This window comes from Sorangiineae bacterium MSr11367, from assembly GCA_037157805.1.
In the GTDB taxonomy this organism is placed as follows: Bacteria; Myxococcota_A; Polyangia; order Polyangiales; family Polyangiaceae; genus Pendulispora; species Pendulispora rubella.
On the sequence record CP089983.1, the window covers coordinates 3,910,944 to 3,935,955 of the forward strand.

The following is a 25,012-nucleotide window of genomic DNA, read 5'->3' on the forward strand; positions in this document are numbered from 1 at the left end:
TGGAGAAGAAGCCCATGCACACTGACACGAATCAAGTCTCTTCCTCAATCCACGACTCGTCGCATGACGAGAAGCCGAATGTGAAGCTCGATGTCGAAACGGAAACGCATGACCGTTCCAATCGCGAAATTCGCGTGCGTACCACGCTAAGGGCAGGAGTAGGAGAGGACGAAAAGACCAATCACAACGAGCGCCAAGTCACCATCGGCGCACGTCTAACGCGCGCGCAACGGTAATTTGGCAGAGGACGAGATCGACGAGGCGGTTCGACTCCTTGAAAGCGCCGATGAACTGCGGCGTGCGGGGCGCCTCGTCGCTGCGCTCGAAGCGACGCAGCGGGCTCTCGAGCGGCTGCGGCTCGCGTGCGGCGACGACCATCCAGATGTGGCCAGCGCGCTTTTGACGCTGGGCAAGATTCACGAAGACGCTGAACGCTACACGGACGCCGAAGCGACGTATCTCTGGGCGTCCGAGATCATGCGTCGATGGATCGACGAGCCCGATCCGACGGTGCAGCGACTTCGCATCCAGGTCGAGATTGCGCTCGGCCACATCACGCGTACCTTGGGCCGGCTCGACGTGGCACATGCTATCCTGACACGTGCGGTTACCGATGCCGAGCACCGATTGGGGCCTCAGGATCCCGACACCGGTGCGGCGCTCAATGCGTTGGGCATGGTTTGCAAATACGCGGGGCGATTCGGCGAGGGGCAAACGACCTATCGCCGCGCGCTCGACATTGCAGAGCGCACCAGGGGGCCCGAATCTACGACGGTCGCCACCATTTGCCATAACCTCGGTGGGTTGGCGTTCGATGCCGGTGACTATGCAGAGGCCGAGCCGCCCGCGCGGCGCGCCGTTGAAATCCGTCGCGCCGTGCTGGGCGACGAACATCCGGACGTCGCGGCCGATCGGCTAGCGCTCGCGCCCGTGCTCGAAGCGCTCGGTCGCGTCGACGAGGCTGCAGAGCTCTACGCGCGCGTACGGCTCCTTTTCGAGCGCACTCCGGGGCGAGAGTACGACTTGGCCGTCTTGCACAACAACCTCGGTGTCGGTGCAGCGGAGCGCGGTGACACGCAAACTGCGCGGCACCATTACGTGACCGCCCTCGTGATCAAAGAGCGACTGCTCGGCGAGCACCACGCCGACCTCGCGATGACCTTGCATAATCTGGGCATGTTGTCGGTGCAGTGCGCTCAATGGGACGAGGCGCGTACGTCCTTGCTTCGCGCCCTACGTATCTTCGAAGCGTCCTTGCCGCCAGAGCACCCCAAGACCATCGTCTGCCGAACCGCCCTCGCTTCGATCTTCGCTTGATTCAACCTAACGAAGCCTTCCCGGGGGCTACGATAGCGATTCCAGCGGATTACTCCTGTACGACGTCCTCGGTGCTGGATGCGGTAGCGGCCCGCTCGATCCAGCGTTCAAGGACGGCCAAATCGGTGCACGCGAGGATTTTAGCGCGCAGTTCCTCGCTTACGGCGAGCTTGCGCGCGGAGAGAACGGTCAGGACCGCGCGTGCCTCGCCTTTGGCTTCACCTAAAGCCTGGGCGTCCGCGATCTGCCGCCGGAAGGTCTCGCTCTTGAACTTGTAGCCGGACAGGTCCATCTCAATCTCCAATGTAGCACGCGGTTCGGCGGCGAGTGCCGAGAGGATCAGGTCGAGGTAAAGCGTGCGGCGCTCGCCGGGTAAGTCGAGTGAAAGGGCTGCGCGTGCCGCAGCGCGCCCCACCTCGAGCCCGCGCTTCTTCCCGTGCACGAGTGCGGAGAGCACAGCTAATTCCGGCGCCCGGCACGCTTGTTCCTCCGAGGTGACCACCGGAACGCGTGAAGGGCCAAGCACCAGCGGTGTGAAGGCGGAGCCGGCTTGCAGCGTCATGATGGGTTTGGCCGCCCACCGCGCGACGTTCTCGTCTTCGGCGATCACCACGAGTGCGATCTGGCAACGGATCTGCGCGTGGAAGGCCGCGTTGTAAAGCGGCCAGGAACCACGCTTGTCGTCGTCCTCGCCGCGCTGCACTTCGAGGATGATCCCCATGACTGGCTGGCCGTCCTGCCGCAGCGTTACGACAGCGTCGGCGCGAAACTCCACGGGGAACACTTGCGTGAAGTCGGCCGCCTCGACGCGCGCTTCGCTGTGGGATGGGACCACTACGGCGAGCCAGTCACGCAAAAGCTCTGCGACGAGCTCGGGCCGCTCACGCACGAGAAGAATGGGCGCTTCGTGTTCGCGGCTTACCATGGCTCAGTCCCGACAGAAGAAACGCCCAGCTCGGCCGACCCACCTCGTTGCAGCTGGGCGCAAAATACCACTTTCACCATAGCAGCCCCGACGGCTAAATCTCTGCGATTCGTTCGCAAATCTGTCAAGAACTGCCGTGCGCGCCCGACTACCGGGCGCGGCTGGGCCAGAATGAATGAATGCGCATTCAGTCTTGCGTCCGACCTCCAAATTGCGTCATCTGATGGCCACTCACTTTGAAAGGGATGTCATGAGCAAGGCGATCCGACGTACGGCCGTCATCGGCGCAGGTGTGATGGGAAGCGGCATCGCCGCGCATTTCGCCAACGCGGGACTCGAGGTCCTGCTTCTGGACATCGTTCCGCCCAACCTCACGGATGCGGAAAAGAAGGACAAAAAAGCCCGCAACCGCTTTTCGGCGGGCGGCCTCGAGAAGGCCATCAAGTCGCGACCCGCGGCGTTCTTCCACAAGTCCAACGCGCGGCTCGTCTCCATTGGGAACACCGAGGACGATCTCGAGAAGCTCAAGGACTACGATCTGGTCATCGAGGCCGTCATCGAGCGGCTCGACGTGAAGCAGGCGCTCTTCGCCAAGCTGGAGAAGATCCTTCCGGCGCACGCCATCGTGGCGTCCAACACGTCGGGCCTGCGCATCCACGACATGATGACCGGCCGCACCGAGGCGTTCAAAAAGAACTTCCTCGTCATGCACTTCTTCAACCCGGTCCGCTACATGAAGCTCCTCGAGCTCGTGGCCGGTCCCGACACGGATCCCGTCACCGTCGACCGCATTCGCCGCTTTGGCGAAGACGCGCTGGGCAAAGGCATCGTCTTCGGCAAGGACACGCCGAACTTCGTGGGCAACCGCATCGGCGTCCACGCCATGATGGCGGTCATCCACCAGATGCTCCAGGACGGTCTCACCCCCGAGGACGTCGACAACATCACCGGCATGCCGCTCGCGCACCCGAAGAGCGCCAGCTTCCGCACGGGAGACTTGGTCGGCCTCGATACGTTCGTGCACGTTGCGCAGAACTGTTTCGACTCGCTCACCAACGACGAAGACCGCGCCGTATTCGAGGTGCCTGCCTTCCTCCGCACCATGGTCGAGAAGAAGTTCCTGGGCGACAAGACCAAGGGTGGCTTCTACCGCAAAGGCGCCAACAAGGTGATCGAGACGTTCGACCCCGTGAAGCTCGAGTACCGCCCCAAGGGCGGCGACGAAGGCATCAAGAACGTCACCAAGTCCGTCTCGAAGATCGAGGACCCGAAAGAGCGCGTTCGCAAGATCGTCGCCGACACGGGCAAGGCCGGCCAGTTCGCCTGGAAGGTCGCCTCGCGCTCGCTCGCGTACTCGGCGCGCCGCATCGGTGAGATCGCCGACAGCGTGGTCGCCATCGACGATGCGATGCGCTGGGGATACAACTGGGAGCTTGGGCCCTTCGAGATGTGGGACGCCCTCGGCTTCGCCGAGACGGTGGACCGCATGGAGAAGGACGGCCTCAAGCTTCCCGACTCCGTGAAGAAGATGCGCGCGAGCGGCGCGACGGGCTTCTACAAGGACGACACCGTTTACGACTTGCTCAAGGGCGCCTACGTCAAGCGCGAGGTCGATCCGCGCAACGCCACCCTGACCGTGCTCCGTCGCGGCCAGGCGCCGGTGCTCAAGAACGACGGCGCCGAGGCGTGGGATCTCGGCGACGGCGTCCTCGGGCTCACCTTCAAGACGAAGGCGAACAGCATCGATCCGGACGTCATCTCCATGCTGTCGCAGGCCGCCGAGAAGGCGGAGAGCGACTTCCGCGCGCTGGTCATCGCCAACCAGGGCGAGTTCTTCTGCGTCGGCGCGAACTTGCTCCTCGTCATGATGGCGGCCAGCCAGAAAGAGTGGGGCCAGATCGATACGATGGTGAAGGGCTACCAGGACGCGACGCAGCGTCTGAAGTACGCGCACGTGCCCGTGGTCGCGGCGCCGTACAACATGACCCTCGGCGGCGGTCTCGAGCTTTGCTTCGGCAGCGACGCGGTTCAGGCCGCGGCCGAGACGTACTCGGGCCTCGTGGAAGTCGGCGTCGGGTTGATCCCCGGCGGCGCGGGCACCATGAACATGCTCTGGCGCGCGCTCGAGTCGGTTCCGGAAGGAACGACGGTGGTCACGCAGGAGTTCGTCACGCAGACCTTCAAGAACATCGCGCTCGCCAAGGTGGCGACCAGCGCGGAAGAAGGGAAGGCACTCGGCTACTTCCGGCGCACGGACGGCGTGTCGTTCGACCGCGCGCGGCAGCTCACCGAGGCCAAGGCGCGGGCCATCGGCATGGCGGAGGCGGGCTACCATCCGCCGGTCCCGCGGGCGTACACGCTCCCGGGTGAAAGCGGCATCGCCACCTTGAGCATGATGGTCGATACCCTCCAGGCCGGCGGCTTTGCCGGCGAGCACGATGCGAAGATCGCGCGCAAGCTGGCCGTGGTGCTCTGCGGCGGCGCCGGCGGCGCGTCGCGCGAGGTGACGGAGCAGGATGTGCTCGATCTCGAGCGCGAGGCCTTCGTGAGCCTCTGCGGCGAGCCGAAGAGCCAAGAGCGCATGCAGTACATGCTCATGAACAACAAGCCGCTGCGGAACTAGACCTGCGCACCCACGCGATTCACTTTTCGAGAGAGGCAAACATGGCTGATATCGTCATTGCAGAGGCAGTTCGTTCCGCGGTGGGGCGCGCGCACAAAGGTTCGTTGGCGCTCAAGAGGCCCGACGAGCTCGCGGGCGACGTGATCCGTGCGCTCCTGGCCCGCGTTCCGCAGGTCAAGCCGGAGCTGGTGGAAGATCTCGTTTTGGGCTGCGCCATGCCCGAGGGCGAGCAAGGTTTGAACGTGGCGCGGCTCGCCGGGCTGTTGGGCGGGCTGTCGCAGGATTCGTCGGCGATGACCATCAATCGATTCTGCTCGAGCGGCCTGCAGGCCATTGCGCTCGCGGCGGGCGCGATTGCCATTGGCTCGAACGACATCGTGGTGGCCGGCGGCGTCGAGTCGATGAGCATGGTGCCCATGACGGGCAACAAGCTGAGTGCGTCGGCGGAGGTGATGGAGAAGTTCCCCACGGCGTACACGCCGATGGGCATCACCGCGGAGAACGTGGCGGCGAAGTTCGACGTGTCGCGTGCAGACCAGGACGCCTTCGCCTTGAAGAGCCAGCAAAAGGCGACGGCGGCGCGCGAGGGAAAGAAGTTCGAGGACGAAGTGGTGACGGTCCGCGGGATTCGTTACCAAGGCAACGAGCGCGTCACCTTCGACTTCCGCCAGGACGAGTTGATCCGTCCGGAGACGACGGCGGAAGGTCTCGCACAGTTGAAGCCGGCATTCAGCGCCAAAGGCGTGGTCACCGCCGGCAACAGCTCTCCGCTGTCCGACGGTGCGGCGGCCGCGTTGGTGCTCAGCAAGGCGAAGGCCGACGAGCTCGGGGTGAAGGGCCTCGGCTACTTCCGCGCCTACGCCACGGTGGGCGTCGACCCGGCGATCATGGGCATCGGCCCCGTCCCGGCGGTGCAGAAGCTTCTGCAGAAGACCGGGAAGTCCATCAAGGACATCGACGTCTTCGAGGTGAACGAGGCCTTCGCCAGCCAAGCCGTGTACGTGCAACGAACCCTGGGCATCCCGGAAGAGAAGCTCAACGTGAACGGTGGCGCGATTGCCCTGGGCCATCCCCTCGGGTGCACGGGGGCCAAGCTGACGGCGACGGCGCTGTACGAGCTGAAGCGCCGCGGCGGCAAGTACGCTGTCGTCACGATGTGCATCGGCGGCGGCATGGGGGCTGCAGCGTTGCTCGAAGCCATTCGCTGAGTCGATTCTCCGCCTGAGTTGGGGCGAAAAGAATCGACCGAGGTCATCTTTTCGCCCCCGCACTCCGGGACCGGTCTCCCGCATCGAAGGTAGGGGGCAACCTCCACCCCGCATCATCAATGATAGCCTTCGATCCGTATGGCTCGCTGTACAGGCACGCGCTCTTTCCTGCGTGGGAGGCGCTCATGGGGCGACCTACGCTCGCGCGCCTGCACTACCTAGAACGCACCCAATGGCTCTCCCAAGACGAACTGGTCACGAGGCAGATGGCCTCGCTCGGCCGGCTCTTGTGGCATGCCTACGACAACGTGCCCTATTACCGGCGCACGTTTCAAGACGCGGGTATCGCCCCTGGCGACATCCGCACGCCCGATGACATTCGGCGGCTGCCACTCTTGAGCCGTGCCGAGGTGCGGGAGTCGCTCGCCGAGCGCAAGAGCACGGCGCCACCGTTCCCCACGATTCAAAAGACGACCAGCGGCAGCACCGGTACGCCGATCACCATCGCGTACGACGAGGAGAGCGAGCACTGGCGTCAGGGCATCAAGTGGCGCGGCTACGGCTGGGCACATTTCCGCCCGGGCGACCGCGTGATGCATTACTGGGGGCCACCGCAGATCAAGCCGCCGTTCAAGAAGCGGGCAAAGATCACCGTGGACCGCATGATGCGGCGCGAGCGCTACGTCGACTGCGTGGCGCAAGACGAATCGGGGCTTGCGAATGCGGTGGAGACGATCCGCCGCTTCAAGCCCGCGGTGATCATCTCGTATTCGCAAGCGGGCGGTAACCTCGCGCGGTACATCAACACGACGCAGGCGCGGGACTGGGGCACCATCCCGTTCATCTGCACGGCGGAGCAACTCTTCGCGCACGACCGCGTCGAAATCGAGAAGGCCTTCGGGCCCAGCGTGTTCGACTCGTACGGCGGGCGCGAGACCATGCTTCTCGCCATGGAGTGCGACGCGCACGAGGGCCTTCACGTGAGCATGGAGAACATCCTGCTCGAAGTGTTGGTCACCGACGAAACGGGAAAGAAGCGCCCTGCGCTCCCCGGCGAAACCGGCGAGGTGGTGGTGACCGATCTGCACAACTTCGGCGCACCGCTCATCCGCTACGCCAACGGCGATCTCGCGAAGTCGATGCCCGACGGCCACTGTTCCTGCGGCCGTGCGCTCCCGAGGATCCGATCCGTCGAGGGACGCAAGGCCGACACATTGATCGACGGCTTCGGCGGCCAAGTGCACGGCATGCTGTTCCCCGTGCTCATGCTGCCGCTGGCACGCGCGGTTCAGCAGTACCAAGCGGTGCAGCACAAGGACCGATCCATCACCTTGCGCATCGTCCCCTCGGCCAACTTCGACGACGGCGCCCGCCGCTTCATCATGGAAAGCCTCCGCCGCACCATCCGCGGAGTCCCCATCGCGCTCCACCTCGTGGACGAGATCCCGGTCACCCCTTCGGGCAAACGGCGCCCGGTGATCGTGGAGCAGTAAAGTCGGTCTCGGCGCAGAAGAAGGTAACCGCCAGGACGCCAGGGTCGCCAGGGGCACCGACGGAAACGACTCTGAATTTTTGGTTTCCAGTTTCTAGCCTTGGCGAACTGGAAACCCAAAAACTCCGTTCACTCCTGGCGACCCTGGCGTCCTGGCGGTTCCCTCTTCTGAGGGTAGCGCAATCCTGCAGCTCGCGGATTAGCCCACACCCCGCAAGAGCACCATCGTTACGAACGAGATCGCCGCGCTCAAGGGCAGCGTCAAAATCCACGCAATGACGATGTTGCCGGCGACGCCCCAGCGGACGGCGCTCACGCGCTTGCTGGCGCCGACGCCCATGATGCAGGCGTTGATGCAGTGGGTCGTCGAGACGGGGACGCCCAGGTGGCTTGCCGTGAGAATCGTCAGGGCACCGCTCGTTTCGGCGGCGAAGCCCTGAAGGGGCGAGATGCGGATGATCTTCGTCCCCATCGTCTTGATGATCTTTTTGCCGCCCGCCATCGTGCCGAGGGCAATCGCCGCCGCGCACACGATGATGACCCAATAGGGAACCTCGTTCGCCTTGCCGTGGGGCAGGACCCACTCGGGGATGCCCGCATGGTGGCCCTTGGCCATGAACGCCAGCAGCGCCAAGGTGATGACGCCCATGGATTTCTGCGCGTCGTTGGAGCCGTGCGACAGCGCCATCAAGCACGCCGAAACCAGCTGCAGTCGTCGCGATGCCTTGTGCACGAAATCGGGGCGCATGCGGCGCACGATCCAGAGAAGCGCGATCATCACGAAGAAGGCGATGAGGAATCCCAGGGTGGGGGAGACCACCAGCGGGATCATCACCTTTTCGACCAAGGCGACCCAGCGGAAGGCTCCGAGCCCGGCGTGCGCGGTGACCGCGCCTGCGAGCCCGCCGACGAGCGCGTGCGACGAGCTCGAAGGAATGCCGTACCACCACGTGATGAGGTTCCAGATGATGGCGCCTATCAGCGCGGCCAAGACGACCGTTTGCGAAACCACCGAGGGATCGGCGAAGCCCGAGGCGATGGTCTTGGCCACGGCGGTGCCCGTGACGGCACCGACGAAGTTGAAGATGCCAGCGATGAACACCGCGGTGCGAATGGGAAGCACGCCGGTCGAGACGACCGTGGCAATCGCATTGGCGGCATCGTGAAAGCCGTTGATGAAGTCGAACACGACGGCCGTGACGATGACGGCGATGAGAAGACTCAGCATGATTCCGTCAGCTTTGCTTGACGGCGAGATTGGCCAGCGTTTCTGACACGTACTCGCAGTAGTCGACCGCGTTTTCCAGCTCGTCCAATACCGTCTTTTCGCGCAATAGCTTTTTGGCGTCGATTTGATCCGAGTGGAAAAGGTGGCTTATCGCCTCGCGGTAGATGAGGTCCGCTTCCTTCTCGATGCCGCGCAGCACACGGCACTTCTCGAGAAGCTCTTTGTAATCTTGCGTGCGCAGCATCGGAATCGCTTCCGTGAGCACGCGGGTGCATTCGATCAGCTTGTCGATGAGCGCAATCATCGGCTCGGTGGGGCGCGGGACGCCGAAGAGATCGCACGTACGTGCCGCCGCATTGGCGAGGTCGGTCACCGTGTCGAGCTGCGAGGAGAGGCGCTGCAGGTCTTCGCGATCGATCGGCGTGACGAAGGTCTTCGCCAGCGCTTCTTCCATCTCGTGGACGATTCGGTCGCCCGTGTGTTCGGCCGCCTGCACTTTGGACCGCACGCTGGCGACGGTCGATTCGGGATTGTGAAACTCGGCCAGTGCCGTGGCAGCCTCGGAGGCTACCTTGGCTTGCCGTTCGAGAAAGTCGTAGAAGTGATCCTCGCGAGGGAGGAGCCATCGCACTACGGATTGGAGGCTCATGGCGCGTGAGTCGACCCGGAACGGTGCCTTCGAGTCAAGTGAGAAGGTTCTTTCGAAAAGCCTTGGCCGCTTGGATTGCCCGGTCGGCATCCGGCGCATGGGTCACGAAATGTCCCATTTTTCGGCGGGGTTGCGCGTCGCGCTTGCCGTAGAGAACCACGTCGATGACCTCCGGAAATTGGCGCAAGCTCGAAAGATCCAAATCGCGCCGGCCTTGGGCTAGCCACACGTCGCCCAGCAAATTGCCCATGCAAAAAACGCCGGGGCCGACCAGGGCGGGGGAGGAAACGGGCACGTCGAGCAGAATCCGCGCAAGCACGTCGTATTGGCTTGCGGTGCACGCGTTGCGTGTGACGTGACCCGAATTGTGCGGCCGCGGAGCAAATTCGTTCACGTACACGTGGTAGTCGCCGACCGCCACACTGCGCGACGTCGGGCGGCCGGGCTTGCGCGAGACGAAAAATTCGGTCGTGAGCAAACCGTGCACGTCGAGCGCGCGTGCCGCATCGATGGCAATGGCCTGCAGCTTTTCCGACAGCTCCGGCGGAATCCGCGCCGGGACGACCGTGAGATCCAGAATGTGCTCACTGTGCACGTTCTCGAACACGGGAAACACCGCCTCTTCACCGCGCGGAGAACGGCCCACGATGACACTGGCCTCGAGCGCCAAGTCGATGGCCTCCTCCAGGAGGTACACACCGTCGGGCGCCAGCTTGCTCACGATGGGCTCGAGATCCGCCGCCGTGGCGACGAATGCCTGCCCCTTGCCGTCGTAGCCTCCGCGTATCGTCTTGACGATGAAGGGGAAGCCGAACGAGGGCGCGAGTTGCAAAAGCTCGTCTCGGCCGCGCGCGACGGCGAAGGCCACGTGCGGCAGACCGGCCTGTTGCAGAAACGTTTTCTCGAGCGCGCGGTCCTGCGCCGTTTCCAGCACGTGCACGTTGGGAAAGAGCTTTGCCGTCGTATCGAGCGCCTTCAGGGCGCGCGTGTCGATGTGCTCCATCTCGTAGGTCACGGCTTCGCACGACGCGAAGAATCGACCGAGCGCCTCGGCATCGGTCCACGCCGCGTTCACCACTTCGCGGAAGCGAGCGCACGCGGGGGCAGCAGGTTCGGGCTCGTAGATGCACGCTTCCGCGCCGAGGTCGTGAATGGCCCCCGCGAGCATCGTGCCGAGTTGACCCCCACCGAGAACGCCGATTCGTTTCATGGCTTCTGAATTTTCGCGTGGCCGTCCAAGGCGCGTGCTTCATTTTCCTGGCGGTAGCGTTCGAGCCCATCACGAACGCGCGCATCTTCGAGGGCGAGGATCCGCATGGCGAAGGCCGCGGCATTGGTCGCGCCGCCGTGTCCAATGGCAAACGTCGCCGTGGGAATGCCCGGCGGCATCTGCACGATGGAGAGAAGACTGTCCAACCCGCTGAGCGCCTTCGACTGCACCGGCACCCCGAGGACGGGAAGCGGGGTGAGCGCCGAGACCATGCCCGGAAGATGCGCGGCACCGCCAGCCCCCGCAATGATGATCTTGAGCCCGCGCCCGGCGGCATTTTTGGCGTACTCCACCATCCGATCGGGTGTGCGATGTGCGCTGATGACCGCGACCTCGTAGGGGATGGCGTGCGCAGCCAGCAAATCGGCCGCGTGCTTCATCGTCTCCCAATCGGAGTCGCTCCCCATGATGATGCCGACGAGCGGGTGAGTCATGGCGCGCTGACTACACGAATTCACCACCGTTGCCTAGTCGGCGGGGGCGGGGCTTCGTCGTTGGCGGGCTGCAGCGCCCGGATGTTCTGGAAGGAGAAGAGCCCCATGTAGAGGATGACGAGGATGTACAGGGTTCCAAACTTCACGAACAACCCGGTACCAATCGCGGCCGCGACCACGGCGGAGATGATGTGTGCCGCGCGCCGCCCCCCGCCTTTGGAGAGTGCGGCGAAGGTGTGGGCCATCACATTGCCGCCGTCGAGGGGCAGGATGGGCAGGAGATTGAACAGGCTCCAGAGAAGGTTGATCCAGAGCATGGATCGCGCGAAGGAGAGCACCGCCATGGCTTTGATGGAGTTGCGCGCGTGCGCTTCCAGGATCCATTCGTCCAGATGCCAGGGCGAGATGCCCGATTGCGCGACGGCGACGAAGGTGATCGCACCGAGCGCGATGCCGGTGAGCGGCCCCGCGAGGCTGATGAGCACCCGCTTCCACGACGAGAGCTGGTTTCCGTTTTGCCACGAGGTGGCCCCGCCGAAGGCGTACAGCTCGATCTGCGGAGCCAGGCCGAAGATTTTGCCGGTCAGCGCGTGTCCGAGTTCGTGCAGGAGGACCGACACGAGGACCGCGAGGATCCAGACGATGAGGTCAATGGGATCGCGCGACATGCCGAGGAGCGCCGCGGTAAACCAGAACGAGATATGGATCCGGATGGGGATGGAACCGAGCGCGAACGACAGCATGGAGAACCCTTTACCAAGCGCGGCCTGTCCGTGGTAACGACGAAGGCAGCACCTACACCTTAGCCACGCTTTTCAGGGACGCTGCTGGAGGTCTGTGTGAAGATCACGATTCGAGAACATAAGCCCGGAGAAAATATTCGGCCCTTCATTCAAGCAGGGCACGAGGTTTTCCGGGGCGATCCTCATTGGGTTGCCCCTCTGAATTTCGAGTTTCGCGAGCGTTTGCACCCGAAGAAGAACCCGTTCTTTTTGCGTGCCGACGTAACGTTCTTCACCGCGTGGCGCGGCTCGCAGCTCGTCGGGCGCTGTTCGGCTCAGATCGATCGGGAACATCTGCGGGTGTGGAAGGACGACACCGGTTTCTTCGGTTTTTTCGATACCATCGACGATGAAGAGGTCGCTACTGCGCTCATCGACGCGGCGGAGAGTTGGCTGCGCCGGCGCGGAATGAAGCGGATGCGCGGCCCGCACTCGCTCTACATCAACGAGGAATCGGGCATCCTCATCGAGGGTTTCGACGAGCCGCCCGTGGTCATGATGGCCCACTCGCGCAGGTGGCAGGGCCGGCTCGCCGAGACCGCGGGTTTGAAGAAGGAAAAAGATCTCATCGCCTGGAAGTATTCCGCCGGCGAGTTTCCCGCGCGCGTTCTGCGCGCCTGGGAGCAGGTCAAGGCAATGCCCGAGGTGCGCCTTCGCTCCATCGACACGAGCCGCATGGACGTGGAGATCCGAAACGTGATGGAGATCTACAACGACGCCTGGCAGGGCAAATGGGGCATGGTCCCGGCGCTGCCCGAGGAAGTCGAGAAGGTCGCCAAGGATCTGAAGCTCATCATCGACGAAGATCTCGCCTTCATGGCGGAGATCGACGGGCGCGCGGTGGGAATGTGCATCATGATTCCCAATTTGAATGAGGCGATTGCCGATTTGAATGGCAAACTTCTCCCCCTCGGTGTGGCGAAGTTGATTTGGCGCATGAAGGTGAAACACCCCATCTCCACGCGGCTGATGATGCTGGGCATCCGCAGCGAGCTGCGTCACGTGAAGAAATATGGGGGACTTTCCGCGGCCATGTACGTGGAGGTCGCGAAGCGCGGCATCGCCAAAGGCTACCGGTGGGGCGAGCTTTCGTGGACGCGCGAAGACGATGGCCCCATCAATGTGGGAATAAAAGCGATGGGGGCGATGCCGTACAAGAAGTATCGAGTTTACGAAAAGGCCATCGTGTAGACCCAAACCCGAGGGAGAATCACACCCATGCCGAAGCCGTCGTCGTTTTTGATTTGTTTGCCATTGGCTTTGTCCATCATCTCGACAGCCTGCAGCAGCAGTGACGACGGCAACTCCCCCTCGGGGCCCGTGTCGTTCCGAAACGACGTGGCCCCCATCTTTCGAAACAGCTGCGCCTTCTCCTCGTGCCATGCCGCGGGGACGACGAACGGGATCATTCTCGCAGGCGATCCTGCCGCGGTTCGTGCCAACTTGGTGAATGTCAAAGCGCCCCAGGTCCCCACGATGAACTTCGTGACCCCGGGCGATCCGGCGCAGAGTTACGTGATGCACAAGCTCGACGGCGATCAAAAGCAGCTTGCCGCGGCGTGCACCGGCGAGCCCGATTGCGGCTCACAGATGCCCCAGGGCCAGCCGCCGCTCGCGCAGTCCACGCGCGACACCATCCGCCGCTGGATCACGGAGGGCGCCGCGGACAACTAGTCTTCGGCGGGGGGCGTGCTGCGGCCGGTGACCAGCGTGAGGTGGTAGCTGTCGGGGACGCGGTCACCGATGGGTTCGCGGCAGAGGAGCCAGTTCGCAGGGATGGGCGGCGCGCAGAGGGCGACGATGGAGCCCACGATGGCGCACAAGGTGTCGCGATCTCCGAGCGCGGAGACGGTGGACCACATGGCCTCGACGTAGTCGTCGAGGTGCCGCGCGGCGCAGAAAAGCGCGAGGGGCACGGTGTCGACGGACAGCGTCTGCGAGCCGTTGCCCAGCTTGCGCGCCGCGAAATCGACCGACGCGGTGGGCGCGAGTTGGGAGGCTTGCGCAATGCGGCGCGCGGTATCGCTCTCCGGTGTGTGGCGGAGAACCGTCTCGAATAGCTGCGCGCGCTGAGGGGCTCGGCGCATGCGCCATGCGGTGGCCGCGGCCACGGCGACGGCGATGGCACCGGCTTGCCCCTCCGCGTGCGCGTGCGTCACCTCCGCGGAGGCGCGTGCCTCGGCGACCACCTTTTCCAAGTCGTCCGCGAAGTAGGCACCGACGACACCCGCGCGGGACGCCGCGCCGTTGCCCATGGAGCCCAAGCCCTCGAACGGCTCGCGCACGACCCTGCGCCAAGGCATCCCTTCGCCGATGGCCCGCAAGACGCCGTGCACCGTGGCGCCGTACCCGCGCGCGGGATCGGCCTGGTAGCGATCGGCAAAGCGATCGGCCAGCGCGTCTTGGTCGATGCGGCCGTAGCGATCCAGCACCTGGATGATGGCGAAGGCCAACTCCGTCTCGTCGGTCGTATCCCACGTGGGGCGCGGCAACGTGCGCGAGGCAATGCGCGCACGCACCACGTCGACGTCGCCGACGAAGCGCTCGCCGAAGGCATCACCGACCGAAAGGCCGTCGAGCGACGCCTCCGCCCTGCGCAGGCGCGCGGCGTGATCGGCCGGTAGCTCGCGCTGAATTCGCCCCATGAAACGAGTTTACAACAAGTGAATGTTTACTTAACGGGAATCGAGCAAGCTTCGCTCGAGAGCCGGCGTTCGATCCTTGCGGCGCCAGAGAACGGCATCCATCGCGTAGTGCGTAACCTGCGGCAGTGCGAGCAGCGGGACGACGACGATCTGCCAGGCGGCGGCGAGGGGAACCTCGTCGTCGCCCCCGCCGAATAGCCACGCGCGATCGTGCCAGACGAAGCGGTCCCAGAGCATTTCCTCGATGAAAGCGAACGCGAGGAGTGTCCCGAAGAATGCACCGACGCCCGCACCAACGATGCGCGAGCCGAGCGCGTTCGGTCGCTCCTCACGCCGTGCGCGCCCGTAGTGCCAGAGAAGCACCATGTACGGTACACCGTGCAGGATCACGTTGGTGGCGGTGAAATCCAAATCGCTGTCGGTGGCGCAAATACCGACCCACCAGCAGAGGGCCGTTGTCGCGATGACTACGAATTTGCCCAATGCGATCGCGCGCCTCGCCACGAGCCGCCATGCCGTGCGTGTGAAATAGACGACGAGCAACATGGCATAGGCGCCCTTCAGGGCCGGGACGTAGGTGCGGAGCCACGCCGCGGAGGCGAAATCGCCGGGGACGAACCACTGGAATGCACGCGGCAAGGAGGCATGCCACACGAGCAGCGGCACGCACGTCGCCGCATAAACGACGGCCTGTTCGAATCGGCGCTCCCAGAGTGCATCCTTCGGCTGCGCGCGATGCTGGTAGACGCGTACCCAACCTACCTGTTGGCGCACGAAGTGAAAAACCGCGAGGTAGGCGAGCGTCCGCCAGAACGCCATCGGCGAGATCCAATGGAGCGCGGTAAACACAATGTATCCAGTGATGGGCAGTCCCGCGTAGAGCACCCTGCGCCGCGCCCACTCTTCGCGATCGAAGTACGTGCGAAAGAGCGTGGCCCACACGTGCGCCACGTCGATGGCCAGGATGAAGGCGACGTAAGACCACTCGGGCAGGCGCGCCTGGGAGATCCCCGATGCATGCCCGAGCGCCACCACCGCGAGGGCCACCACCGCACTGCCGCCGAACGCGGCGAGATCCGTGCGCGGTCCCCAGATCCACGGGCCATACTTCATGGCTATCCGTACAGGCTCGCGATGGTGCGCCCTCGCTCGCGGAGGATCGCCTCGGCCGCGTGAACTCCCCAGTATTGTGCCTCCTCGAAGAGGCCAATGCCCGATAGATCCGAATGCGCAAAATGGATGCGGGCCAAGGGTTCGGCGCGGCGGGTGCGCGCGCCCGACCAGAGATGCCCGACGCGCGGCCGGGCCATCGCGTGACCCCAGCGAAAGACGTCGATGCGCTCGATGTATTTCGTGAGATCGCGGTGCGCGCGGGATAGGTCGGTCACGATGACGTCGCAGCAGGCGGCGTGGTCGAGCGCGAGCAGGCGTTCGCGTCCTTCGCGCGGCGACGATCCCGTGAAGGGGTAGTAGTACGTCCACACCGTGGGCCCGTAGTCGCGCAATCCCTGGTGCGTGGCGACGACGTAGCCCAGCGACGGTGAGTCGTAGAGCACGTTGTCCCAGGCCATGGGGAATCCGCGCGACGGTGGGCGGCCTTTGAGATGCACGTTGGCGACCATCCACGCGCCGTAGTCCAGCTCGCGCAAATGCTCTGGCGGGTGCTCGCGCCAGGGGCGGATCACGTGCGCGGCGGTGAACTTCGGCGCGGCGAAAACCACGTGATCCGCGGTCCAGGCGCGCAGCTCGTTCGCCGTCGTGTCGAACACCGTGAGGTCCACGCCCGTCTCGTGCGGTGCGAGGTCCATCACCAGGTGCCCCACGCGAAGGCGCGTTCCGGTGACACCCGCCAGGTGCTCGACCAGCCGCCCGTTGCCGTTGGGCCACGACAGCAAGGGCGCCGCGGATTCGCCTTTCCCTTGCGCGCGCGAGGCGAAGTAGAAAATGCCGGCCCACGCGCTCGTGCCCTCGGCGAGCAAGCCGTAGTCGTCGCGGCATGCGTAGTCGACCCACCAGCGCAGGCGCGGGCTGGTGAAGCCGCGCGAGGCAAGCCAATCGCTCATGGAGACGCGATCGAGCGACGTCAAATCCGCGTCGTCGCTGCTGCGCGCCAAGGGTAGGGTGAAGGCCCTTCGTCCCGAGCCGTCACGCAGGTCGACGAAATGGTCGATTTCTGCCTGAAAACGGCGCAATTGCTCCAGATCCGTCTCGTTCGCACCCGCGCGGAGGTAGAGGCCTTCGTACCAGCGGTCCAAATAGAAGACGCGCTCCTCGGGCGCGCGCACCAGTTGCTCTTCGGCGGCCACCGGCGCGCCGTGCGCATCCGTGCCCACGATGGCGCCGACCTCGCGCAGCACCTCGACCATCGCGCGGTTTTCCGCGGAGGGCATGGGAACGTAGTGCGCGCCCCAGGGGTAGGGCACGATGGCATCGTCTCCATATTGCGAGGTGCCGCCGGGGCGTCCCTCCAGATCGAACACGACGAAGTCGGTCATGCCGAGCCGCTCGAGCCGCCACGCCGCCGAGAGCCCGCTCGGGCCTGCGCCAACGATGGCCACCGAGACACGCGACTTTTCGCCGGCGGGCGTCGCCGCCGCCGCCGCACGAAGCTTGTGCCCGATGTCCATCGAGGGGCCACGGATGCTGCCCGCGATGGGCGCGCGTGATTTCCGGCACGCGGAAGCGGCCACCGGCACCGAGAGCAGCGCCTCGAGAATTTGCCGCCGGGTCAGTTCCATCGGCGCCACTCGTGTTCGTAGTACGAAACGAGGATCTGATTGTTCAACTTGTTGATCTCGACGCCCTTCTCCTCGGCCATGTCGGGCGAGAGCACGAAGAGCGACTTCATCGACGCTTCGTCGAGAAAGCGAAGGCCCGCGAGCCTCGGCCTTTCCGGCGCTTCGAAGGGCTCGCGCTTGGCGAGCACGAACCCCCACTCGCCGAACGACGGAACCGCCGCATGGTATGGCTTGGCGATGAAGCCTGCGGCCTCGATGGTCTTGGCGATGCACCAAAACGATACGCGCGCGAACAACGGCGAGGTGGCCTGCACCACCAACGCGCCGCCCGGTGCGAGGTGCTGCCGCACGAGGTTGTAGAAGCGGGTCGTGTAAAGCTTGCCCAGCGCGAAGTTGTTCGGATCGGGAAAGTCGACCACGACGATGTCGTATTTGTTTTCGGCGTTGGCCAGCCACACCATCGCATCGTCGTGAACGACGTGCATCTTGGGATCGTTGAAGCTCCGCGCATTGAGATCGCGCAGAAGCGGCAAGGTGCTGGCAATCTGGGTCATCTGCGGGTCGATGTCGACCAGGGTGACGTCTTCCACCTCGGGGTAGCGCAGGATTTCCCGCGCCGCGAGCCCGTCGCCGCCACCGGCCACCAGCACGTGGGCGCGCTTCTCCGCCGCGGCGAACGCCGGATGCACCAGGGCCTCGTGGTAGCGGTATTCGTCGGCCGACGCAAATTGCAGGTTGCCGTTGAGAAAGAGCTGAAACGAGTGCTGCGAGCGGGTCATCACGATGCGCTGGTACGCCGTCTGCCGCGCGAAGATGACCTCGTCCGCGTAAATCTGGTCCTCGGCCGCCGCGGTGATGCGCTCGGCTTGGGTGAAGGCCGCGAGCAAGATGGCCGCAATGACGAAACCGCGCACACGCGCGCCGCGCATTTCGGGCCCGCCGCCCACGTACCAGGTGGAGGCGATGCCCACGACCGCGTTCAGCAGGCCGAACGCGAGCGAGGTGCGCACCAAGCCGAGTTTCGGTACGAGCAGCAGCGAAAAGAGAAGCGAGCCGACGAGCGCCCCGAGGTAGTCGAAGGCGAGGGCGCGCGCGATGAGCTCCTTGATGACCACGCGCTGCCGCAAAATGCGAATGAGCAGCGGAAGCTCGAGCCCGACCAAGGTGCCCACCACCACCACGGTGCCGTAGAGCACCAGGGAAAATGCCTTGGTGTGTGCGTACGCCAAAAAGAGCACCGGCGCCGAGGCACCGCCGGCGAGCGCCGTGGAGAACTCCACCTCGACGAACGCACGCGCCAGCCGGGTATCGATGAACCGCGACAGGTAGGCTCCGAGCCCCAACGCCGACAAGTACACGCCGATGACGATGGAGAACTGCGTGATGGAATCGCCGAGCACGTACGACGCCACCGCACCGGCGACCAACTCGTACACGATGCCCGCCGTCGCAATGACGAGCACCGTCGCAAACAAGAGCCACGGCTTCGGCGCGACGTCAGCGCCCTCCCCATCAGCGGAAGGGCCGGGCAGGGGCAGATCCATCGTCTATCCGTGAATCGCGGCGGCGATGATGATCGCCAGCCCCAGCATCACCGAGCCCATCAAAATACCGAGCGCGGTGTTCTGATCTTCCTCGATCTCTTTCCGAATCGAAAACGGTGAGAGCCACTGAAATACCTTGAAGGCCAAGAGAAACATCACCAGCCCGATGCCGCTGAAGACGAGCGATGTCACGACGGATTGCACGATGGCCATCGTATTCATTTGTCATTTCCCTCCGCCGGATCCCGAATGCCAGAAGCTCCACGAGCGGTAGCCGCCCGGCGATTGGCGCACGTTCGGCGCAATTTGTGTTTTCTGGTGACTCGAAAATTCGTACCCGCCGATCAAGGTGGTCCCGTAGCCGAGAAGCAGCACGCCCCCGAGCGCTCGCATCAAGTAGTTCATGCCGTTGTTTTCCTCGCCGAGATGATCCACAGGACGACCAACACACCGAGCGATCCCATGACGTAGCCCCAGGGCAGCGCCCCACTGACCAACGTGACCTGCATCGGCTGGCACGTGGCGGGTACCTTGCTATCCGGCTCGACCCGCAGCACGTATTGGCCCTCCGGAACGCGCGAATACCAAATTGCTTTTGGCTCGTCGGCGAACTCCACGGAGTCCTCCCAGACTTGCCCGGAATCCATGTGAACGAGGGCGATGTCCGCGGTGATCCAGCTATCGTCGGCATCGAGGCACGTGAAGCCGGGGGCCAATTTCAGCTTGAGATTCCTTCCCCCGTCGATGCGAAACGGTTCGGAGAAAAAAGCCTCGCTCTTGGCCAGTTCGGGCGTGGCGAGCGGCTTCTTCACCATCTGCACCACGGGGACGCGCTGATCGAGTACCGGTTTCCCGGAGGAGAGCACGCAGCCCACCATGCTCACGGCGAACCAAAGCCCGAAGAGCACCAAGAAGAAGAGATTCGACGACTTGGCCTGTCGAACGCCCGCCGGAGCCTTGGGCCCCGTGAACTCCGAGGGGAACGCCTTCCGCAGCTCGTCGATGCCGAGCGGCGTGGAGACGGAAAACTGGACTTCGTCCTTGGTCGACTCCTGATTCAGTTTCACGCCGCCCGGGCCGTGAAACTCGTAGGCCATGACGGTCTCGCCCTGCTCGACGCGCCAATAGAATTCGCCGAGCACGTAGTCCACCACGGCCTGCACGCCTTGGGCGTACTGGTAGGCCTGGCCCCGGAAGGCAAAAGCCTGCGGCCCCGTTTGTTGGAGCTCGCCCGCTTGAATCGGCACGATGTGCTGCCACGCGCCGTCTTCCTCCAGAAGAAAGACGAAGGAGCTCGTGGCCGCGACGTAGAGGAGGTACTCGCGCCAGCCATAGCGTTCACCGTCCACGACGGTGGAGCGCATCACGTAGCCGAGCACCATCACGTCCTGCCCGCGAAGGTTGCCCTTTGCGCCCAGTGCGATGGCCGGCGGGATCGGCGGCAGGGGCAGCGGCTTCAACGCCACCAGCGCGCCCTGGTTCACATCGCAGAGCATCCCGCAGAATTGGCAGGCGAGGCGCTCCGTCGCATCGGGGGCGCGCAGCGGAAAATTGCCCCCGCATTTCGGGCACGTGAGCGACGTCACTTGGGCGCGAGGCGCCTCGGTGACCGGCGCGCCCGAGCTCAACGTGAGCTGCCGCGGATCGATCTCGCGGCCGAAATAAAGATACGCGGGCATGCCCTGCGCGTCGTAATCGATGGTCGCGAACGCACCGCCCGCGCCCGACAGGTCCGCGTAAGGCTCGACCTGATTCGGCACCATGGGGAAGGGAAGCTCGCCCTCCGCCGAGACGAACCGCCGCTGCCCGCGCTCCACCACGCGAAGCTCTGGCATGTTCGGCACGGGGAACAGCACCCCCGGGTTTGCCTCGGCGTACGACGGCGGCCGCACGGGCAGCTGGTGTGGATACAGCGACGTGACCAGCCATCGCCCTTGCGCGTGCGAGAGCCAGGACCACCCGCCCTGATCGAGCTCGATGTAGATCTCTTCCCAGGGCGCGCCCGGGGCCTGGACCCGGTCGTATTGCACCCGGCCGGCGACGCGGAACGGGCGCCCCTCGATGCTGCCACGCGCCTCCGTGCCGAAGGGCGTCGCCATGGGAATCAGATCGGCCACCTTGCCCGCGGAGCGCATGTCGCGGTCCGTGCGGACGATGACGTAGCGGCAGAATTTGCAGACCTGCGTCGGCGCGGAGCCCGATGCAAATTCGACGGGCCCCCCGCAGTTCGGGCACGGGCCGGCGCGAAGGAGCTGGACCTGGAAGTTCACGCGGGCACCGAGCGTGCGAGTTCCCGCACCTGGACGTGGGTGGCGCCGAAGGCTTCGCGCAGCGCCTTTTCCCACGCGTACGGCGGCCGCGTGCGGCACGAGTACAAGTTCACGGTGAGCGCTCCATATTCCGGGAAGGTGTGCACCGCCAAGTGCGACTCCGTGAGGAGCACCAAGGCCGTGATGCCCCCTTCGCCGGGAAACTTGTGCGTTCGGTGCGGCGGAAGGCTGGTGAGCTCCAGCGCGCGCATCGCGACGTCGAGAAAATGGTCGACGGCCTCCACGTCACGCAGCCGTGCGGGATCACACCCGCCTGCGTCGACGATCCACTCCGTCCCCAAGCGCCCCACGCAATCGAAGCCTTCGCGCATCAACCGCCGCGCATGCTACCAGGCGGTGGACGAGAGCTCATCCCCCGAATGCGTACGCCGCGCATCTTCGCCTCGAACCACGGCGTGGAATGGCCGCAGCCGACGCATATCAAGCGATAGAGGCCCATGGCGCCATCGACCGCCACGGCCATCTGATTTTCGTCTCGCGAACAGATGACCGGCTTTCCCTCTTTGAAGGCCGACCACAGGGCGGTCACGTGCTCTTCGTTCATCGCCTCGCTCGAATCTGCGGCCCTTACGCCGTTAGCCATATTACTCCCTTTTTTAACACTGGAATACAACGAGCGGGCGTGCGAAATGGGAAGAGTACCATGTCTCGCACCGTCCTTGTCGTCGGCGCAACCGGGCGTCTCGGTGTCGCCATCGCGCGCGCACTCGTCAAAAGGCAGAGTCGCGTCGTTCTTACGGCACGCGATCCGGACAAGCTGGCGAGCCTCGCGCACGAGCTCGGTGAGCTGGCCGGCACAGCCCCTCCCTCCGTGGTTTGCGCGGATTTGACGCGGGAAGATGCCGCTCCGAGCATCGTCGAGGGCATCCGGCGGACGGATTTGGGCAAAATCGATGACATCGTGCTTGCCTGCGGCCCCTTTCCGCGAACCCCGCTGGAGACCTTGCGGCGGGAGGATCTACAGCACACCCTGACCGTCCACGCCATCGCTCCTCTATTGTTGGTGCATGCATTGAGCGCCGACCTGGCGGCCGCCCGCGGTGCGGTGGTGGCTCTGGGGGACGTCGGGACGTCCAGGCCGTACACGAATCACGTGGCCTACATCACGGCCAAGGGCGCGCTCAAGGCGGGCCTTCGCGCGCTGAGCGTGGAGCTCGCGCCCGATGTCCGGGTCAACATGTTGCAACTCGGCATCGTGGCCGATCCCGAGGCGGACGCCGATCCGCTTCGGACGCACCGCCTGGCCGCCCGCTCGTCGTTGGGGCGCTTCGGCACCGCCGAGGAAGTCGTGCACGTCGTCCTGTCCTTGCTCGACGCCACCTGGACGACGGGCGAGACCTGGAACATCGGACGCTGAGCGCTTCGAGCATTTCGAGCGTGAATCGCCTGACCATCGTCGTTCCTTGTTACAACGAGGGCCGCCGTTTGGACGCGGGAGGCTTCACGGAAATCACCGCGGCCTCGCCCGACATCTCGCTTCTCTTCGTGAACGACGGCTCTTCGGACGACACCGAAGAACGGTTGCGTGAAATCGAGCGCATGCGTCCGAGCCAGATCGGCGTCTTGTCCCTCTCCAAGAACGTCGGCAAGGGTGAGGCCGTGCGCCGGGGCATGCTTTCGGCGTTCGACGACGGACCCGATGCGGTGGGCTACTACGATGCGGATCTCTCCACGCCGCCGTCGGAGCTTTTGCGAATGTGGGACGTGTTGCGCGAAAGGGACATCGCCGTCCTTCTCGCGGCGCGCGTCGGTCTCCTGGGCACCACCATCGAGCGCCACGCCTTCCGGCACTTCTCGGGTCGTATCTTCGCCACCTTTGCGTCCATGACCTTGAACCTGCGCGTCTACGACACGCAGTGCGGTGCCAAGCTTTTCATGGCGTCGCCGGCCTTGCGCGCCGCGCTCGAGGATCCTTTCGTGTCGCGATGGGCCTTCGACGTGGAGCTGCTCGGCCGCCTGCTCACGGGCACGGAGCACATCGCGCCGCTGCGTGAGGAAGAACTGCAGGAGATCCCGCTCCAGGCTTGGGTCGACGTTCCCGGCTCCAAGCTTCACATCGGGAGCATGGTGAAGACGACGAGCGAGCTTTTGCTCATCGCCGGTGACCTGGCCCGCCGAGCGCGACGGAGAAAACGCGCGTAACGAGGCTGGCGCCGGGAATAGACGCAGGTTTTCGTAGCGCTGCTGCGTAGATACGTCCGCTGTAGCGCGGCGGAACAATCGTCATTATTCTGACCTAGGCAAGCTGCGCCTGAAGGAGACTACGACGATGGGAGTGTTCGATTTCATTAAGAGCGGGGTGCGCGAAATGATGATCGCGCGGCCGGACAACATGAAGCATCTGATTTGCTTCAAGCACCCCGACCAGAACTTCCCAATGTACTCGCAGCTCACCGTCGACTCGGACGAGGCTGCGGTCTTCTTCAAAGACGGTCGCGTCGTCGGCGTCCTGCCGCCGGGCCGTCACACCTTGCAGACGCAGAACATCCCGTTCCTGAACAACATCGTCAACAAGTTCACCGGCGGCGACGTGTTCATCGCGGAGATCTTCTTCGTGAAGATGTCGCCGGTCCTGGGCCTCAGGTTCGGCGGCGAGCTCGAACCGATGGAGGACCCGGTGCTGTTCGTCTCGGTGTCCCCGCAGTGCCACGGTGAGTTTGCGCTCCGCGTTGCCGATCCCGTGCGCTTCGTCGTCGGCTACCACGGGCAAGCGGCATCGCGCATCCCGGACAACGACGCCATCCTTGGCTGGATCAAGGGCAAGTTCTTCATGAGCGTGAAGGACGGCATCGCTCAAGTGCTGATGGAGAAGCAAAAGAGCATGCTGAACTTCGCCGGTCTGAACGAAGAGTTCCGGCAGCGCATCCTCCAGCGCTCGCCCAGCTGCGAGGAGATCGGCGTCCAGATCACCGACATCGGATACTTCAAGGTCGGTCTCAAGGACGAGGACACGCAGTTCCTCCGGCAGGAGAACGCGGAGCGCGCCAAGGCCGAGCGAGGCGTCAACATCGCGGCCAAGCAAGCGCAGGCCAATCAGTTCGGGCTCGATCAGAAGTACAACCAAGACGCGCGCTACGTGCAGAACCTCGCGGGCAACTGGCAGAACTATGCCGCGGGGCAGGCGATCATGGGCGCCGGCGAAGGCATGCGCGAGCACGGCGTGGGCGGTGGCATCGCGGGCCTGGGGGCCGAAGTCGCCATTGGGGCCAACGTCGGCGGGGCCATGGCCGGCGCGTTCGCCAATCAGCCGCAGTTCCAGGTGGCTCCCCCGCAGCAACCTCCCCAACAGGCCCCGCAGCCGCAAGCCGCACCGGGCGCCGTGGCCGTTTGCCCGAAGTGCAGCGCGCGCCAACCGCAGGGTAAGTTTTGCCAGGAATGTGGAACCTCGCTCGCGCCGCAGAAGAAGTTCTGCACGGGCTGCAGCCAGGAGCTCATCCCTCCCACGGTGAAGTTTTGCGGCAATTGCGGAACGCCGTCCGCGGCACCTACACAAGCTTCAGGCGCATAGTGACGCCGCGGGTGAAGAGGACTGATCCGCGGTAGACTCTGCAGACGTGATTCGACACGCGGTCACAGTGGCTCTCGCGCTCGGGCTCGCCGCTCGCGATCCGGGATGCGGGAGCTCCACGTCTTCGTCCAGCGATCTCATTGCGCCCTGCACCCGCGATCGCGATTGCCGGGGAGGCCTGGTGTGCGATCGCGGCGTTTGCATCAAACCGCGCCCTAGCAGCGACGGGGGTAGCGAGCCCGACGCGGGTACGGCCGATGCGGGCGAGACGGACGCGACCGCTTTCGACAGCACGGACGAGCGCGCGCAGTAGCGATAT

At 64.6% G+C, this 25,012-nt stretch carries 26 protein-coding genes; 10 read left to right on the forward strand and 16 right to left on the reverse strand.

The features are described 5' to 3' along the window. Positions 1 to 237 precede the first annotated feature (237 nt). Positions 238 to 1,317 (forward strand): tetratricopeptide repeat protein, encoded by a 1,080-nt coding sequence (locus tag LVJ94_15745; GenBank protein WXB08682.1) that lies wholly within the window; start codon positions 238 to 240, stop codon positions 1,315 to 1,317. A 49-nt stretch (positions 1,318 to 1,366) separates the two neighbouring features. On the opposite strand, the gene LVJ94_15750 is transcribed toward LVJ94_15745, so the two are convergent. After that, positions 1,367 to 2,242 carry a hypothetical protein gene (locus tag LVJ94_15750; protein ID WXB08683.1) on the reverse strand — a complete coding sequence of 292 codons (876 nt, stop codon included), beginning with the start codon at positions 2,240 to 2,242 and terminating at the stop codon, positions 1,367 to 1,369. Between the two features lie 250 nt (positions 2,243 to 2,492). Here LVJ94_15750 and LVJ94_15755 point away from each other — a divergent pair, with 250 nt between their 5' ends. From LVJ94_15755 to LVJ94_15765, 3 genes are all read left to right on the forward strand, one after another. Further along, positions 2,493 to 4,865, forward strand: coding sequence for a 3-hydroxyacyl-CoA dehydrogenase/enoyl-CoA hydratase family protein (locus LVJ94_15755; GenBank protein ID WXB08684.1), 2,373 nt, complete (start codon positions 2,493 to 2,495; stop codon positions 4,863 to 4,865). A 41-nt stretch (positions 4,866 to 4,906) separates the two neighbouring features. Next, positions 4,907 to 6,073, forward strand: coding sequence for a thiolase family protein (locus LVJ94_15760; protein ID WXB08685.1), 1,167 nt, complete (start codon positions 4,907 to 4,909; stop codon positions 6,071 to 6,073). A gap of 185 nt (positions 6,074 to 6,258) precedes the next feature. After that, positions 6,259 to 7,566, forward strand: coding sequence for a hypothetical protein (locus LVJ94_15765; protein WXB08686.1), 1,308 nt, complete (start codon positions 6,259 to 6,261; stop codon positions 7,564 to 7,566). A 198-nt stretch (positions 7,567 to 7,764) separates the two neighbouring features. Here the strand turns inward: LVJ94_15765 and LVJ94_15770 are convergent, their stop codons facing one another. Genes LVJ94_15770 through LVJ94_15790 form a run of 5 tightly spaced genes read right to left on the reverse strand, consistent with a single transcriptional unit; the run spans position 7,765 to position 11,889 of the window. Further along, positions 7,765 to 8,793 carry an inorganic phosphate transporter gene (locus LVJ94_15770; protein ID WXB08687.1) on the reverse strand — a complete coding sequence of 343 codons (1,029 nt, stop codon included), beginning with the start codon at positions 8,791 to 8,793 and terminating at the stop codon, positions 7,765 to 7,767. Between the two features lie 7 nt (positions 8,794 to 8,800). Then, positions 8,801 to 9,442: a DUF47 family protein gene (locus LVJ94_15775; protein ID WXB08688.1), complete on the reverse strand. Its 642-nt coding sequence runs from the start codon at positions 9,440 to 9,442 to the stop codon at positions 8,801 to 8,803. A gap of 34 nt (positions 9,443 to 9,476) precedes the next feature. Continuing rightward, a complete protein-coding gene (locus LVJ94_15780; GenBank protein WXB08689.1) occupies positions 9,477 to 10,652 on the reverse strand; it encodes an ATP-grasp domain-containing protein in 1,176 nt (391 codons plus the stop codon). Beyond that, on the reverse strand, positions 10,649 to 11,146 hold the full coding sequence (gene purE, locus LVJ94_15785; GenBank protein ID WXB08690.1) for a 5-(carboxyamino)imidazole ribonucleotide mutase: 498 nt from the start codon (positions 11,144 to 11,146) through the stop codon (positions 10,649 to 10,651). The genes LVJ94_15780 and purE overlap by 4 nt, the downstream gene beginning before the upstream one ends. A 20-nt stretch (positions 11,147 to 11,166) precedes the next feature. Beyond that, positions 11,167 to 11,889: a M50 family metallopeptidase gene (locus LVJ94_15790; GenBank protein ID WXB08691.1), complete on the reverse strand. Its 723-nt coding sequence runs from the start codon at positions 11,887 to 11,889 to the stop codon at positions 11,167 to 11,169. Positions 11,890 to 11,985: 96 nt separating this feature from the next. Between LVJ94_15790 and LVJ94_15795 the strand changes: the two genes are divergently transcribed. After that, positions 11,986 to 13,119 carry a hypothetical protein gene (locus LVJ94_15795; protein ID WXB08692.1) on the forward strand — a complete coding sequence of 378 codons (1,134 nt, stop codon included), beginning with the start codon at positions 11,986 to 11,988 and terminating at the stop codon, positions 13,117 to 13,119. On the opposite strand, the gene LVJ94_15800 is transcribed toward LVJ94_15795, so the two are convergent. Further along, positions 13,098 to 13,337 carry a hypothetical protein gene (locus LVJ94_15800; protein WXB08693.1) on the reverse strand — a complete coding sequence of 80 codons (240 nt, stop codon included), beginning with the start codon at positions 13,335 to 13,337 and terminating at the stop codon, positions 13,098 to 13,100. The two genes, LVJ94_15795 and LVJ94_15800, sit on opposite strands and share 22 nt — an antisense overlap. Before the next feature lie 67 nt (positions 13,338 to 13,404). Between LVJ94_15800 and LVJ94_15805 the strand changes: the two genes are divergently transcribed. Then, complete coding sequence (locus LVJ94_15805) at positions 13,405 to 13,602, forward strand: hypothetical protein (GenBank protein WXB08694.1); 198 nt, start codon at positions 13,405 to 13,407, stop codon at positions 13,600 to 13,602. Here the strand turns inward: LVJ94_15805 and LVJ94_15810 are convergent. The 9 genes from LVJ94_15810 to LVJ94_15850 are packed head-to-tail and all read right to left on the reverse strand — an operon-like array spanning position 13,599 to position 21,729. Beyond that, the gene (locus LVJ94_15810; protein ID WXB08695.1) at positions 13,599 to 14,573 is read right to left on the reverse strand and encodes an ADP-ribosylglycohydrolase family protein; all 975 of its coding nucleotides are present in this window, start codon (positions 14,571 to 14,573) and stop codon (positions 13,599 to 13,601) included. The genes LVJ94_15805 and LVJ94_15810 overlap by 4 nt on opposite strands. Before the next feature lie 30 nt (positions 14,574 to 14,603). Further along, entirely contained in the window at positions 14,604 to 15,686 is a 1,083-nt protein-coding gene (locus tag LVJ94_15815) for a hypothetical protein (protein ID WXB08696.1), read from the reverse strand. 2 nt (positions 15,687 to 15,688) lie between these two features. Next, on the reverse strand, positions 15,689 to 17,311 hold the full coding sequence (locus LVJ94_15820) for an FAD-dependent oxidoreductase (protein WXB08697.1): 1,623 nt from the start codon (positions 17,309 to 17,311) through the stop codon (positions 15,689 to 15,691). Continuing rightward, the gene (locus tag LVJ94_15825; GenBank protein ID WXB08698.1) at positions 17,302 to 18,855 is read right to left on the reverse strand and encodes a polyamine aminopropyltransferase; all 1,554 of its coding nucleotides are present in this window, start codon (positions 18,853 to 18,855) and stop codon (positions 17,302 to 17,304) included. Before LVJ94_15825 ends, LVJ94_15820 begins: the two co-directional genes overlap by 10 nt. 3 nt (positions 18,856 to 18,858) lie before the next feature. Further along, on the reverse strand, positions 18,859 to 19,077 hold the full coding sequence (locus tag LVJ94_15830) for a DUF350 domain-containing protein (protein ID WXB08699.1): 219 nt from the start codon (positions 19,075 to 19,077) through the stop codon (positions 18,859 to 18,861). Between the two features lie 3 nt (positions 19,078 to 19,080). After that, on the reverse strand, positions 19,081 to 19,260 hold the full coding sequence (locus LVJ94_15835; protein ID WXB08700.1) for a hypothetical protein: 180 nt from the start codon (positions 19,258 to 19,260) through the stop codon (positions 19,081 to 19,083). Further along, the gene (locus LVJ94_15840; protein ID WXB08701.1) at positions 19,257 to 21,125 is read right to left on the reverse strand and encodes a DUF4178 domain-containing protein; all 1,869 of its coding nucleotides are present in this window, start codon (positions 21,123 to 21,125) and stop codon (positions 19,257 to 19,259) included. Before LVJ94_15840 ends, LVJ94_15835 begins: the two co-directional genes overlap by 4 nt. After that, on the reverse strand, positions 21,122 to 21,496 hold the full coding sequence (gene speD, locus LVJ94_15845) for an adenosylmethionine decarboxylase (protein ID WXB08702.1): 375 nt from the start codon (positions 21,494 to 21,496) through the stop codon (positions 21,122 to 21,124). The genes LVJ94_15840 and speD overlap by 4 nt, the downstream gene beginning before the upstream one ends. Further along, positions 21,496 to 21,729, reverse strand: coding sequence for a hypothetical protein (locus tag LVJ94_15850; protein ID WXB08703.1), 234 nt, complete (start codon positions 21,727 to 21,729; stop codon positions 21,496 to 21,498). Before LVJ94_15850 ends, speD begins: the two co-directional genes overlap by 1 nt. 99 nt (positions 21,730 to 21,828) lie before the next feature. On the opposite strand from LVJ94_15850, the gene LVJ94_15855 reads away from it, so the two are divergent. The 4 genes from LVJ94_15855 to LVJ94_15870 all read left to right on the forward strand — a co-directional run bounded on the left by LVJ94_15855 (position 21,829) and on the right by LVJ94_15870 (position 25,006). Next, the gene (locus LVJ94_15855; protein ID WXB08704.1) at positions 21,829 to 22,542 is read left to right on the forward strand and encodes an SDR family oxidoreductase; all 714 of its coding nucleotides are present in this window, start codon (positions 21,829 to 21,831) and stop codon (positions 22,540 to 22,542) included. Between the two features lie 20 nt (positions 22,543 to 22,562). Continuing rightward, positions 22,563 to 23,327 carry a glycosyltransferase gene (locus tag LVJ94_15860; GenBank protein WXB08705.1) on the forward strand — a complete coding sequence of 255 codons (765 nt, stop codon included), beginning with the start codon at positions 22,563 to 22,565 and terminating at the stop codon, positions 23,325 to 23,327. Positions 23,328 to 23,454: 127 nt separating this feature from the next. After that, complete coding sequence (locus LVJ94_15865; protein WXB08706.1) at positions 23,455 to 24,693, forward strand: SPFH domain-containing protein; 1,239 nt, start codon at positions 23,455 to 23,457, stop codon at positions 24,691 to 24,693. A 46-nt stretch (positions 24,694 to 24,739) separates the two neighbouring features. Continuing rightward, positions 24,740 to 25,006, forward strand: a complete 267-nt coding sequence (locus LVJ94_15870) for a hypothetical protein (GenBank protein WXB08707.1) — start codon at positions 24,740 to 24,742, stop codon at positions 25,004 to 25,006. Positions 25,007 to 25,012 lie beyond the last annotated feature (6 nt).

Excerpts from the sequence above, each read along its gene's own strand:
- LVJ94_15750 (WXB08683.1), bottom strand. The coding sequence starts at position 2,242 with ATGGTAAGCCGCGAACACGAAGCGCCCATTCTTCTCGTGCGTGAGCGG.
- LVJ94_15755 (WXB08684.1), top strand. The coding sequence starts at position 2,493 with ATGAGCAAGGCGATCCGACGTACGGCCGTCATCGGCGCAGGTGTGATG.
- LVJ94_15760 (WXB08685.1), top strand. The coding sequence starts at position 4,907 with ATGGCTGATATCGTCATTGCAGAGGCAGTTCGTTCCGCGGTGGGGCGC.
- LVJ94_15765 (WXB08686.1), top strand. The coding sequence starts at position 6,259 with ATGGGGCGACCTACGCTCGCGCGCCTGCACTACCTAGAACGCACCCAA.
- LVJ94_15770 (WXB08687.1), bottom strand. The coding sequence starts at position 8,793 with ATGCTGAGTCTTCTCATCGCCGTCATCGTCACGGCCGTCGTGTTCGAC.
- LVJ94_15775 (WXB08688.1), bottom strand. The coding sequence starts at position 9,442 with ATGAGCCTCCAATCCGTAGTGCGATGGCTCCTCCCTCGCGAGGATCAC.
- LVJ94_15780 (WXB08689.1), bottom strand. The coding sequence starts at position 10,652 with ATGAAACGAATCGGCGTTCTCGGTGGGGGTCAACTCGGCACGATGCTC.
- purE (WXB08690.1), bottom strand. The coding sequence starts at position 11,146 with ATGACTCACCCGCTCGTCGGCATCATCATGGGGAGCGACTCCGATTGG.
- LVJ94_15790 (WXB08691.1), bottom strand. The coding sequence starts at position 11,889 with ATGCTGTCGTTCGCGCTCGGTTCCATCCCCATCCGGATCCATATCTCG.
- LVJ94_15800 (WXB08693.1), bottom strand. The coding sequence starts at position 13,337 with ATGATCCCGTTCGTCGTCCCCGCGGCATGGCACGAGGAGAAGGCGCAG.
- LVJ94_15805 (WXB08694.1), top strand. The coding sequence starts at position 13,405 with ATGAACTTCGTGACCCCGGGCGATCCGGCGCAGAGTTACGTGATGCAC.
- LVJ94_15810 (WXB08695.1), bottom strand. The coding sequence starts at position 14,573 with ATGGGGCGAATTCAGCGCGAGCTACCGGCCGATCACGCCGCGCGCCTG.
- LVJ94_15815 (WXB08696.1), bottom strand. The coding sequence starts at position 15,686 with ATGAAGTATGGCCCGTGGATCTGGGGACCGCGCACGGATCTCGCCGCG.
- LVJ94_15820 (WXB08697.1), bottom strand. The coding sequence starts at position 17,311 with ATGGAACTGACCCGGCGGCAAATTCTCGAGGCGCTGCTCTCGGTGCCG.
- LVJ94_15825 (WXB08698.1), bottom strand. The coding sequence starts at position 18,855 with ATGGATCTGCCCCTGCCCGGCCCTTCCGCTGATGGGGAGGGCGCTGAC.
- LVJ94_15830 (WXB08699.1), bottom strand. The coding sequence starts at position 19,077 with ATGAATACGATGGCCATCGTGCAATCCGTCGTGACATCGCTCGTCTTC.
- LVJ94_15835 (WXB08700.1), bottom strand. The coding sequence starts at position 19,260 with ATGAACTACTTGATGCGAGCGCTCGGGGGCGTGCTGCTTCTCGGCTAC.
- speD (WXB08702.1), bottom strand. The coding sequence starts at position 21,496 with ATGCGCGAAGGCTTCGATTGCGTGGGGCGCTTGGGGACGGAGTGGATC.
- LVJ94_15850 (WXB08703.1), bottom strand. The coding sequence starts at position 21,729 with ATGAACGAAGAGCACGTGACCGCCCTGTGGTCGGCCTTCAAAGAGGGA.
- LVJ94_15855 (WXB08704.1), top strand. The coding sequence starts at position 21,829 with ATGTCTCGCACCGTCCTTGTCGTCGGCGCAACCGGGCGTCTCGGTGTC.
- LVJ94_15865 (WXB08706.1), top strand. The coding sequence starts at position 23,455 with ATGGGAGTGTTCGATTTCATTAAGAGCGGGGTGCGCGAAATGATGATC.